Raw genomic sequence first — 12,500 nt, forward strand, 5'->3', positions numbered from 1 at the left:
TGGTCGGCGATCTATGGTGGTGACCATGCGCCGGTCCCGCACACTGCCACGTCTGCTCGCCGCGGCGGCTGCCATGGCGACGCTGACCTCCTGCGGTGGTGCCATCTCCGGCAATCCGGTCTCGGTGTTCGCCGATCCGTTCAAAGTGGGCGGACTGGAGGCCGTCGAGGGGCCGACCGGACTGCGCCCGGACGCCAAGGCCGAGTCTCGCGAGGTGACCGACACCGACGGCGGCGAGGTCGACACGCTGGCGGGGCAGTCAGTCAGCGACCTCGAGGAGTTCTGGAAATTCGCCTACCCGGACGTATTCGACGGGGAACTCACACCGGTCAACGAGTTGTTCTCCTGGGACTCCGACGCCTACGACGGCACCTTCTGCGGCGAGACCACCGAGGGACTGGTCAACGCCGGCTTCTGCGAAACCGACGGCACCATCGGCTGGGACCGCACCGTGCTGATGCCCTCGCTGCGAAACGCCTACGGCGACATGGCGATCACGATGGTCCTGGCCCACGAGTACGGCCACGCCATCCAGAAGATGGCCGGCATCAATCCCCGCGGCATACCCACTCTGGTCACCGAGCAGCAGGCCGACTGCTTCTCCGGGGTGTACCTGAGGTGGGTGGCCGAAGGCAAGTCGCCGCGATTCACGCTCAACACCGGCGACGGTCTGAATAACCTGCTGGCGGCCATGATCTCGTTCCGCGACCCGGTGCTCAGCGAAGATGAGGGCTACAGCGTCGGCGACGAGCACGGGTCGGCGTTCGAGCGGATCTCGGCGTTTCAGTTCGGGTTCACCGACGGCGCGGCGGCGTGTGCGGCGATCACCCTCAAGGAGATCAAGGAGCGCCGCGGAGACCTACCGGTGGACTTGCCGTCCGATCAGACAGGCGAACTACCGGTCACCGAACGGTCGGTCAAAGCCATGATCGACGCGATGGGGCTGCTGTACCCCACGCCGAACCCGCCGAAGGTCAGCTTCGACGCCGCCGCGGCGTCGGGATGCTCCGACGCCCGGCCCAGCCCCCCGGTCTCGTTCTGCCCGGCCACCAACACCATTGCCGTCGACCTGCCGGCGCTTCAGGAACTGGGAACCCCCACCGACGGGTTCGACGCCGCCGTGGACGGTCCGACACTGCAGGGCGACAACACCGCTTACTCGGCTCTGGTCTCCCGTTACATGGTGGCCCTGCAGCATGAGCGCGGTCTGAGCCTGGACACCGCCGAAACCGGTTTGCGGACTGCCTGCCTGACCGGGGCGGCGACGACGAAGCTGTCCAAGACCATCACCACGCCGGACGGCAATACGGTGGCACTGACGGCCGGGGATATCGACGAGGCGGTGTCGGGTCTGCTGACCAACGGCCTGGCCGCCGGGGACGTCAACGGCGAGACGGTGCCGGCCGGCTTCTCCCGCATCGACGCGTTCCGGGTCGGTGTCCTCGGCGACGCCGACCGCTGCTTCAAACGCTTCCCCTAGCCAGACCGCCTTGCCCTAGACCGCTTTGGTGGTGCCGTACCAGGACAGAATGGCGTCGCCGGAGTTGTCTGATTTGGTGATGATGGCGTAGGAGCGGACGAAGGACTCCCCCACGCAGCCGTCGATCTTGATGCGGAACCCGGTGATGGACACCCACGGTTGGGCCGACTCGAACCGCTTCTTGGTGACCGGGACGGTGTTGACGAACCCGGGCTTGAGTCCGACGGTGACGCCGCCGTTGAGGTTGGCGCCGATCGCCGGGGTCAGACCATCCGGAGCGACCCCCGGGAAGTCAAAACCGAAGTAGGCGATCGACGGGTTGAGCCCGGCGGTGCCGGTGATCGAAACACCGTTGGACGTGCTCATGTCGATGCCGCAGCCGATTTGGTACCCCACCTCGAAAACCCCGGCCGGAGTGTCGTCCCCGCCGGTGAGGTCCCCGTTGAAAACTCCCCCGACCTCGTATTCCCGCGTAGAGATCGCGGTGGTCAACGGGGCGATCGGCGCCTGCTTCTCGTCCTTGGCCGACAGCGTCATCGTCCAGCCGTCGGGCGTCTTGGTGGTCGCCGGCGGACTGGACACCACCGAGGCGTCGTTCACCGGCGGCGGCGGGGCACCGGGATCGGCCACCGCCGCGGGCACGACAGCCGGATCGGCGGGCGCGACCGGACCGGGGGCAGGTGGTGGCGGTTCTGCCGCCGCCGGCGCCGCCGTCATGATTGCGCCCGCAACCACCAGTAGAGCCGCACCCCGCTTCGCCCCGGGCACCATCACCACCGCCGTAACACCTCCGTTAGGCAACCTACAGGTGTGTGTAGACAGCAGGCTCGGAGTCCCCCTTCTCAGCGTCGGCAGCTAGCTTGACCAGGCCTAACTCGGCGGTTCCGGCCAGCAGCGGGTGGCGCGGCAGCACCCGGGCCGTGTAGCCCATCGAACCCGCCAGCGGCAGCGGCGTGGTCGCCGAGAAGCACTCCGTGCCGCCTTCTCCCGGACCGGTGTAGGTCATGTCGATGTACTCCGGCTGCTGCAGGATGTCGGTCGAGTCGACCCGGCCCAGCACCGCCTGGACGAGTACCTCGTCGGGACGCAGACCGGCCAGCACGGCGGTGGCCGTCAGGGTCAGCTGGGAGCCCAGCAGCGGAGTGTCCGGCAGACCCGTGCTGTCCACGTCGTGAATCTGCACATGCGGCCAGGCCTCGGTGACCCGCTGGCGGTAGGTGGACAGGTCCCGGGCCCGGCCGAACGGCAGGCCGTCGACCGACTCGACGGTGCGACGCAGCGAGCTCGCGGCGGGCACGTAGTACTGCTCGGTGTAGTCGCGCACCATCCGGGAGGCCAGCACCTTGGGCCCGAGCGACTGCAGCGTGTGCCGGACCATCTCGACCCAGCGGCCGGGAACACCGTTGTGGTCGCGGTCATAAAACGTCGGCGCCACCGACTTCTGCAGCAGCTCGTAGAGCGCGGCCGATTCCAGATCGTCGCGGCGTTCCTCGCTGACGACCTCGGCGCTGGGAATCTCCCAACCGTTTTCGCCGTCGAACCACTCGTCCCACCAGCCGTCCCGGATCGACAGATTCAGCCCGCCGTTGAGGGCACTCTTCATCCCCGAGGTACCGCACGCCTCAAGCGGCCGCAGCGGATTGTTCAACCACACGTCACAGCCCCAATAAAGCAGCCGCGCCATCGACATGTCGTAGTCCGGCAGGAAGGCGATGCGATGGCGTACCTCGGGGCGGTCGGCGAAGCGGACGATCTGCTGGATCAACGCCTTACCGGCGTCGTCGGCCGGATGGGACTTGCCGGCCACGATCAACTGGATGGGCCGGCTGTCGTCGAGCAGCAGCGCTTCCAGACGCTCCCGGTCCCGCAGCATCAGAGTCAGCCGTTTGTAGGTCGGTACCCGGCGGGCGAACCCGACCGTGAGCACACCCGGATCGAAAGCGTTGCCGATCCAACCCAACTCGGCTTCGATTGCGCCACGCTCCAGCCACGACTTACGGAGTCTGCGGCGTACGTCCTCGACGAGTTTGGCGCGCAGCTGACTGCGAATCCACCAGATGTGGCCGCTGTCCACCTGCTGCAGGTTCTGCCAGACCGTGGGCTCACGCAGCGCCTCTTCTGAACCCGCCAGGTCCCGCCCCAGATCCAGCCACTCCGGCGCCGCCCAGGTCGGTCCATGAACCCCGTTGGTGATCGAGCCGATCGGCACCTCGGCCGCATCGAAGCCGGGCCATAGTTCGTTGAACATAGCCCGACTGACCTGGCCGTGTAGTTGGGAGACCCCATTGGATCGCTGCGCCAGTCGCAGGCCCATATGGGCCATGTTGAACTTGTCAGGATCGCTCTCGGCGCCGAACCGCAGCACCCGCGCCACCGGCACCCCGGGCACCAGCGGGGTGTCCTCGCTGAAGTAGCGCTCCACCATGTCCCGGGGGAAGCGGTCGATGCCGGCCGGGACCGGGGTGTGGGTGGTGAACAGCGTGCTGGCCCGGACCACAGCCAGGGCGGAGTCGAAGTCCAGCCCGTCGCCCGCCATCAGTTCACGGATCCGTTCTAGGCCGAGGAATCCGGCATGCCCTTCGTTCATGTGGAAGATGTCAGGCATGGGGTGGCCCTCGATGGCGGTGAAGGCGCGGATGGCCCGCACCCCGCCGACACCGAGCAGCAACTCCTGTTTGATGCGGTGTTCCTGGTCGCCGCCATAAAGCCGGTTGGTGACGTGGCGCAGGTCGTGGTCGTTCTCCTGGATGTCGGAGTCCAACAGCAGCAATCGAATTCGGCCAACCTGGGCGATCCACACCCGGGCCCGCAGCATGCGCGACTCGGGCATCGCCACCTCGACGAGCACAGGCGAGCCGCCGAGATGAGTCAGCAGGCGAATCGGTAATCCCTGCGGGTCCAGCGCCGGGTAGTTCTCGTGCTGCCAGCCTTCGGCGGTCAACGACTGGCGGAAGTAGCCGGACCGGTAGTTCAGGCCCACCCCGATCAGCGGCAGGCCCAGATCTGAGGCGGCTTTGAGGTGATCACCGGCCAGGATTCCCAGACCACCGGAGTAGATCGGCAGCACCTCGGCCACTCCGAACTCCATCGAGAAATAGCCGATGCCCGTGGGCAGCGCCGAGCCGCCGCGCGACTGCAACCCCTGCAACTGCTGAAACCACAGCGGCCGGCGAAGGTACTCCTCGAGGCCGCCGGCGATCCGGTCCAACCGCTCGGTGAATGCGTGGTCGGCGGCGAGCGCGTCCAACCGCGCCGGGTCGACCTCGCCGAGCAGAGCCACCGGGTCACGTCCGATCCGGGCCCACAATTGCGGGTCGACGCTGGCGAACAGATCCTGGGTATCCCGATCCCAGGTCCATCGTAGGTTGGTCGACAACTGCGCCAGGGCCGAGACCCGCTCGGGAAGATGGGTACGAACGGTGAACCTGCGAAGGGCTTTCACGGGTCATGACACTACGCAGGTTCGCGTTCGGCCGCCGTTCTCGACGATGACGGTGTGGAGTTGGTGATCAACACGCCGATGCCGTCGATGCCGGTAGCCTTCCGGGACGATCCAGACGGATTACGTTACCGCGCAGCATGTTTTTCATCATCAATGGCTGGACGACCCGCGCCGGGAGCGTGGCGGAACGGCGATTGGGTCACCGTGTCGGAGTGCTCCGTACGGGTTCGACCGACTTGCCGCTTGGGCGTTCTCGTCGACTTTCGACATCCCACGTGACGGAAAACTGATAGCGTCTGGACTTGCGCACCTATCCGCTCTCGACCAGAACAAGCATCATTTTTCACCGGTCGGGTCCGGGAGGCTGGGAGGGTTTCGAACCACATGACCAAAGCGAAGTCAGACCGTTAGGCGCCAGATGAGACCGCGGGATCTCACTTCAGTCATCCAGGTGCTTTCTGCCACATCCGAGCTCTTCCCGCTGATCAAAACCGGCGGACTTGCCGACGTGACCGGTGCGTTGCCCGGCGCCTTGGCTGCCCACGACGTCGAAGTACTGAGCCTGATACCCGGGTATCCCGCGGTGCTAGCCGCACTCGAGTCCGCCGAGGTGACGTACCGCTACTCGGATCTGTTCGGGGGCCCCGCGCGGTTGTTACGCGGCACCGCCGCCGGTTTGCCAATTGTCGCCCTCGACGCTCCGCACCTTTTCGACCGCCCGGGCAACCCCTACCTCGGCCCCGACGGCAGGGATTGGCCGGACAACGCCATGCGTTTCGCGGCATTGTCCAAGGCGGCGGCGGATTTGGCCTCCGGCCGGGCGCGCGACTATCGGGCCGACGTTCTGCATTGTCACGACTGGCAAGCCGGCCTCGGCGCGGTCTACGCGAGGTACGAAGGCGGCCCGAAGACGGTGATGACCGTGCACAACATCGCTTTCAAAGGCGAGTTCCCGGCAAGCGACTTCGCGATGCTTGGCCTGCCCGCAGCGACGTTCACCGTCGATGGGCTCGAGTACTACGGCGGAGTGAGCTATCTGAAAGGCGGCATCGCCTACGCCGATCGCATCACCACTGTCAGTCCCAGTTACGCGTGGGAGATTTGCTCCCCCGAGTATGGAATGGGCTTGGATGGGCTCCTTCGATCACGCCGGGGGGTACTGCGCGGGATCGTCAACGGCATCGACGACACCGCATGGAACCCGGCCAACGATCCCGTTCTGCCGCAACGCTTTACCGCGGAGACGCTGACCAGACGCACGGCCAACAAACGCGCCGTGGAGGAACGCTTCGATCTCAACCGCGGAGACGGGATCCTGCACGGGGTGGTGAGCAGGCTGACCACCCAGAAGGGAATGGACCTGCTCGCCGCAAGTATTGATCACCTGGTCTCGACCGGAGCGCGACTGGCACTGATCGGCACGGGTGAATCAGACCTGGAGCAGTCGTTGAGTGCTGTTGCCCACCGTTATCCCGGCCGCGTCGGGATACTCCTCGGATATGACGAAGGCCTGGCCCACCTGATCCACGGCGGCTGCGACACCATCGTGGTGCCGTCGCGTTTCGAGCCCTGCGGCTTGACCCAGCTTTCCGGTATGCGCTACGGCTGTATCCCGATCACCTCCCGCACCGGCGGACTCAGCGACACGGTGATCGCCGCCAGCCATGCGACATTGGCCAACGGCGTCGCAACGGGCTTTCAGTTCTCGACGATCGACCAGGCGAACCTCGAGTACACCCTCGACTTCGCCGCGGATTGTTTCGCAGATCCCGCCTTGTGGCAGCAGTTGCAGAAGCAGGCTATGGCACAGGACGTGTCATGGACTCGAAGCGCCGCGGCCTACGCCACGCTGTACCGGAGTCTGCTGACAGACGGACCGAGCCCGATACAAGACGACTAGCGATGGACCAGGAAGATTGGTGGCGCGGAGCGACGATCTACCAGATCTATCCACGAAGCTTCTTCGACAGCAACGGCGATGGTATCGGCGATCTGAGGGGCATCACAGAGCAACTTGACTACGTCGCCTCACTGGGTGTCGACGCTATCTGGCTGTGTCCGTTCTTCGCCTCGCCGCAAAAAGACTTCGGGTACGACGTCGCCGACTACACCGCGGTCGATCCTTTGTTCGGCGTCCTGGCGGATTTCGACATGTTGTTGACCAAAGCTCATGCTTTGGGCCTTAAAGTCCTGATCGATCAGGTGTGGAGCCACACCTCGGACCGCCACGAATGGTTCCTGGAAAGCCGTGTCAGCCAGGACAATCCTAGACACGATTGGTACATCTGGGCTGATCCGGCGGCGGATGGAACGGCGCCGAACAACTGGCTGTCGGTGTTCGGCGGGGCTGCCTGGACATGGGAGCCGCGGCGGCACCAGTTCTACTTGCACCACTTCCTGACCTACCAGCCGGCGCTGAACCTGCACAACCCCGACGTGGTGGATGCGGTTCTCGAGACCGGCGAATTCTGGCTGCGACGTGGCGTAGACGGATTCCGTCTCGATGCCATCGACTTTGTGCTGTACGACAAATCTCTGCGGAACAATCCGGCTGCGCCGTTACCGACGACGGTAGGTTCGGCAAAACTGTTTGCCCGACAGCAGCATATTCATGACATCCTGCAGCCTGAGACGGCGGAGTTACTCGGGCGCTTCCGCGCTTTGTTGGACAGATATCCCGGAACGGTGTCCTTGGGCGAGATCTCCAGCCAGCCTGGTGCGTTCGAACGTTTGTCCCGCTACACCGCCGGTGACGACAGGCTGCACATGGCCTACACGCTTCGCCCGCTTCGCAGTGGGTTCGATTGGCCCACGATCTCCGCTCTGATCCGCGATGTCGCCGCTTTGGAGGTCAACTCATGGCCCTGCTGGTCGTTCAGCAACCACGACGTGGAGCGTGCGGTCAGCCGTTGGAACCCATGTCCCGGCGGGTCTTCGCCCGATCCCGCGTTCGCCCGCTTGCTGATGACCTTTCTGCTGTCGCTGAGAGGCAGTGTCTGCCTCTATCAGGGTGAGGAACTGGCTTTGACCGAGGCCGAATTGGCCGAGGAGGACCTGCGGGATCCTTTCGGCATCGCCTACTGGCCTGCATTTCGCGGGCGCGACGGCAGCCGCACCCCGATGCCGTGGGCGGCCGCTGCACCACAGGCGGGGTTCACCACCGGCGAGCCCTGGCTTCCAGTCCCGGAGGCTCACCGCAAGCTCGCGGTTGACAAAGCCGAGGCCGATCCCACGGCATTGATTCACACCGTGCGCAGCCTGCTGGCGCAGCGGCGCACGCACCCGGCGCTACGCCTCGGCACGCTGACGGCGCTCACGTTGCCCGAGCCCGTCATCGGATTCGAACGAGCATTCGGCGCAGAGCAGATCATCGCGCTTTTCAACCTGTCCGCCGAACCGGTCGAGGTTGCCCTACCTCGCGTCGGCACGCTCAGCCTCGACAAGTTCGAGGCCCGATTCGTTGACGCCCATGCCACCTGAACACCTTCCGGAGGCAGAGAGTGACCGCTGAGGACTCCGCCGTCGTCGAGTTGAGCGCCGAACCGGCTGTTAGCATCGACGCACCGATGACCACGATCCCGCCCCAGCTGATTGTCGAGCCAGACGACGGTTTGGAGCCCGGTCCTCGCCTCAATACCCGGCGCCGGACGACGGAAGTGAGCCGAGGATGACCCGCAACGTCAGCGATCCGAATCTCGCCCCCGACCCCGGTGAACTGGCCAAGCTTGTCGCCGGGATACACCACGACCCGCACAGCATCCTCGGCGCGCACGAGTACGACGAGCACACCGTGATCCGCACACTCCGTCCGAACGCACTGGAGGTGGCCGCACTGGTTGGTGGCCGGCGCTACCCGATGGAGCACCTCGGCAGCGGGCTGTTCGCGGTCGCGTTGCCGTTCACGAACCTGGCCGACTACCGCCTACAGGTCAGCCATCCGGGCGGCGACGGTAATCCGGTGACGTTGACGGTCGCCGACGGATACCGTTTCCTGCCGACCCTGGGCGAGGTGGACCTGCATCTGTTCGCCGAGGGCCGCCACGAACGGCTCTGGGAGATCCTCGGAGCACATCCCCGGTCGTTCACCACCCCGGACGGGGTCGTCGACGGGGTGTCCTTCGCGGTGTGGGCACCGAATGCCAAGGGCGTCAGCCTGATCGGTGAGTTCAACGGCTGGGACGCCAATGACGCTCCGATGCGGGTGCTGGGCTCCACCGGGGTGTGGGAGTTGTTCTGGCCCGGCTTCGCCCCCGACGGTCTGTACAAGTTCCGGGTCCACGGCGTGGACGGTTCGGTCACCGACCGAGCCGACCCGTTGGCGTTGGCCACCGAGGTGCCGCCGCGGACCGCCTCGCGGGTGTTCGTCTCGGACTACACCTGGGACGACGACGCGTGGATGGCGGCCCGCGCCGCCTCCAACCCGGTGTTGGGGCCGATGAGTACCTACGAGGTACACCTAGGCTCGTGGCGGCCCGGACTGAGCTACCGCGAACTGGCTGAGCAACTCACCGACTATGTTGTGGCCCAGGGCTTCACCCATGTGGAGATGCTGCCGGTGGCCGAGCACCCGTTCGGCGGTTCGTGGGGATATCAGGTCACCTCCTACTACGCGCCCTCATCTCGCTTCGGCACACCCGACGACTTCCGCTACCTGGTGGACCGGCTGCACCGGGCCGGGATCGGGGTGATCGTGGACTGGGTCCCGGCGCACTTCCCCAAGGATGCCTGGGCTCTGGGCCGCTTCGACGGGACTGCGCTCTACGAGCATTCCGACCCGCGCCGCGGCGAGCAGTTGGATTGGGGCACCTATGTTTTCGACTTCGGCCGCCCCGAGGTGCGCAACTTCCTGGTGGCCAACGCGCTGTACTGGTTGCAGGAGTTTCACATCGACGGCCTGCGGGTCGATGCGGTGGCCTCGATGCTGTACCTGGACTACTCCCGCCCGGCCGGCGGCTGGACACCGAACGCCTTCGGCGGCCGGGAGAACCTTGAGGCGGTGCAGTTCCTGCAGGAGATGAACGCCACCGTGCACAAGATCTCTCCCGGCATCGTCACCATCGCCGAGGAGTCGACATCGTGGCCGGGTGTCACCCGGGCCACAAACCTGGGCGGCTTAGGTTTTTCGATGAAGTGGAATATGGGGTGGATGCACGACACCCTGGACTACATCAGCCGCGATCCGATCTACCGCAGCTATCACCACCACGAGATGACGTTCTCCATGCTCTACGCCTACAGCGAGAACTTCGTGCTGCCGATCAGCCACGACGAGGTGGTCCACGGTAAGGGCACGTTGTGGGGCAGATTGCCGGGTAACGACCACGTCAAGGCCGCCGGATTACGCGCCCTGCTGGCCTACCAGTGGGCGCACCCGGGCAAGAAGCTGCTGTTCATGGGCCAGGATTTCGGGCAGCGCGCCGAGTGGTCCGAGGAGCGCGGTCTGGACTGGTATCAACTCGACGAGAACGGCTTCTCCTGCGGTATCGAGCGTTTCATGGCCGACCTCAACGCGATCTACCGACGCCAGTCGGCGCTGTGGAGCCAGGACACCCGGCCGGAGGGTTACTCGTGGATCGACGCCAACGATTCGGCGAGCAATGTGCTGAGCTTCCTGCGCTACGGTTCCGACGGGTCGGTGCTGGCATGCGTGTTCAACTTCGCGGGCAATGAGCACTCTGGTTATCGGCTGGGCTTACCGCTGGCCGGCACCTGGCGCGAGGTCCTCAACTCCGATGCGACGGTCTACAACGGTTCGGGCATCGGCAACATGGGGGCGGTCCAGGCGACCGATGAGCCCTGGCACGGCCGGCCGGCATCGGCGACACTGGTGCTGCCGCCCACCTCCGCGTTGTGGCTGGAACCCGCCTGACGGTAAGTTGACCCGTCGGAAAACAAGGGGTTCTTCGGTTCATGCATGTCGCGCTCTTCACCGATCTTCACCCAGCCACCAGTGGGGGCGCCCAGATATCGGTGGCCAGCCAGCGTCGCGCGCTCGAGCAAGTCGGACATCGGGTCACGGTGTTCTCCCCACCGCTGGAGGCCACGCCTGATCCCACGCCTGATCCCGATCCGGATGTCGTGGAACTCAAGCCCGTACCGATACTGGACAAACTTGCGCGGATCTTGAGCAAGTACAACGACTTCGTCTTCGTTTGGCCGTCCGCAACGAACGGCGCCGTCATCGATGAGGCCTTCGCCACTCGCGGTCCGGTCGACGTCGTCCACGTCCAGGGCGACCTGGGCGTCGCGGTCGCCGGGGCACAGGCCGCCCGGCGGCACGGAATCCCGGTGGTCCAAACCAAGCACTCTCGCTACGACGCCTATTTCGATCAGGCCTGCGCTGCTCCGGTGTTTCTGGCCTGGGTCGTCAGCCGCATGCAAAGACGCGAGGGCGCGTCGGCAGTCACGCTGACGACCCGGCAGGAGAGTGCGGCGGCACGCCTGGCGTGGCGCTTCATGGTCACCCACGCCCAAGCCGTCGACCATGTCATCGCACCCACGAGACATTTCGGGCAGACATTGATCGAACGTGGTGTCACCCAACCTGTTTCGGTCATTTCCAACGGGATCGACGATGAGATCATCGACCGGGCGATCGCCGCGGAAGTCCACCGACAGGCAGATGAAGAACCACTTCGTCTAGTGTGGTTCGGGCGACTCTCCGCGGAGAAACGAGTTCTGGAGGCAGTCGAAGCCGTTTCCCGGGTGCGGGACTGCACGCTGGACATCTACGGCGCAGGCCAGCTGGAGGAGAGCCTGCGGGAGACAGTCGATTCCCTCGGTCTGTCCACACGGATTCGCCACCACGGATGGATCGGTCGGGAGCAATGCCTCACCAAGATGAAGGAGGCCGACGCCCTGCTGTTCACCTCCTACGGCTTCGAAACGCAGGGCATGGTCCTGCTGGAGGCGGCAACAACTTCCCTGCCGATCATCTACTGCGACCCCGAACTGGTCGAGTCGGTGCCCGATAACGGCGGGCTGCTGGCGGCCGAGCCCTCGCCGGCGGCCATCGCCGACGCCATTGCGACGGTTGCCCAGAACCGGGCCAAACTCCATGAAATGGTTGCAGCCCTCCAAGCCCACAACCACGTTCCGCGACAGTCGATTCAGACCGAGAAGATCCTCGCCATCTACCGCGGCCTGATCGACCGGCGCTAGTCAGTACAGCGCGTTGGCGAGGTTGCGACGGCCGGCGATCACGTCCGGATCGGCGGGGTCGAACAACTCGAACAACTCGATCAGGCGGGTCCGCACCCGGGTGCGGTCATCTCCGCCGGTCCGCTTGATCAGTGCGATCAGCCGGTCGAAGGCGCCGGCAGGATCCTGGCTGAGCACCTGCACATCCGCGGCGGCGAACGCCGCCTCAATATCGTCGGGTGCCGCATCGGCAGCGGCGATCACGGCCGGGGGGTGGGCCGAGGCGCGCTGCAGGAAAGCGACCTGCCGCAGCGCTCCCTTGGCTTCTGCGTGGTCCGGATCGGAATCCAGGATCACCTGGTAGGCGGCCGTGGCACCGACGAAGTCGCCGGAATCCAGTTTGTCACGGGCATCGGCCAGAGCCGGGTCCACCTGCTG

At 65.5% G+C, this 12,500-nt stretch carries 8 protein-coding genes; 5 read left to right on the top strand and 3 right to left on the bottom strand.

From position 1 onward, the window contains the following. The first annotated feature begins 25 nt into the window (after positions 1 to 25). Positions 26 to 1,480, top strand: a complete 1,455-nt coding sequence (locus ADBZ5N_RS12685) for a neutral zinc metallopeptidase (protein WP_526257845.1) — start codon at positions 26 to 28, stop codon at positions 1,478 to 1,480. A 15-nt stretch (positions 1,481 to 1,495) separates the two neighbouring features. On the opposite strand, the gene ADBZ5N_RS12690 is transcribed toward ADBZ5N_RS12685, so the two are convergent. Beyond that, positions 1,496 to 2,251 (bottom strand): MspA family porin, encoded by a 756-nt coding sequence (locus tag ADBZ5N_RS12690; RefSeq protein WP_526257846.1) that lies wholly within the window; start codon positions 2,249 to 2,251, stop codon positions 1,496 to 1,498. Between the two features lie 31 nt (positions 2,252 to 2,282). After that, positions 2,283 to 4,922 (bottom strand): alpha-glucan family phosphorylase, encoded by a 2,640-nt coding sequence (gene glgP / locus ADBZ5N_RS12695; RefSeq protein ID WP_526257839.1) that lies wholly within the window; start codon positions 4,920 to 4,922, stop codon positions 2,283 to 2,285. Between the two features lie 451 nt (positions 4,923 to 5,373). Here glgP and glgA point away from each other — a divergent pair, with 451 nt between their 5' ends. The 4 genes from glgA (at position 5,374) to ADBZ5N_RS12715 (ending at position 12,083) form a co-directional block, all read left to right on the top strand. Next, positions 5,374 to 6,822 carry a glycogen synthase GlgA gene (gene glgA, locus ADBZ5N_RS12700; RefSeq protein WP_526257840.1) on the top strand — a complete coding sequence of 483 codons (1,449 nt, stop codon included), beginning with the start codon at positions 5,374 to 5,376 and terminating at the stop codon, positions 6,820 to 6,822. A gap of 2 nt (positions 6,823 to 6,824) precedes the next feature. Beyond that, entirely contained in the window at positions 6,825 to 8,402 is a 1,578-nt protein-coding gene (locus ADBZ5N_RS12705) for an alpha-amylase family glycosyl hydrolase (protein ID WP_526257841.1), read from the top strand. 187 nt (positions 8,403 to 8,589) lie between these two features. Next, positions 8,590 to 10,791, top strand: a complete 2,202-nt coding sequence (glgB, locus tag ADBZ5N_RS12710) for a 1,4-alpha-glucan branching protein GlgB (protein ID WP_526257842.1) — start codon at positions 8,590 to 8,592, stop codon at positions 10,789 to 10,791. A 41-nt stretch (positions 10,792 to 10,832) separates the two neighbouring features. Beyond that, complete coding sequence (locus tag ADBZ5N_RS12715) at positions 10,833 to 12,083, top strand: glycosyltransferase (protein ID WP_526257843.1); 1,251 nt, start codon at positions 10,833 to 10,835, stop codon at positions 12,081 to 12,083. On the opposite strand, the gene ADBZ5N_RS12720 is transcribed toward ADBZ5N_RS12715, so the two are convergent. Further along, the coding region (locus tag ADBZ5N_RS12720; protein WP_526257844.1) for a tetratricopeptide repeat protein at positions 12,084 to 12,500 on the bottom strand (417 nt) is incomplete at its 5' end.

Source organism: Mycobacterium sp. (assembly GCF_044370595.1).
Classification (GTDB): domain Bacteria; phylum Actinomycetota; class Actinomycetes; order Mycobacteriales; family Mycobacteriaceae; genus Mycobacterium.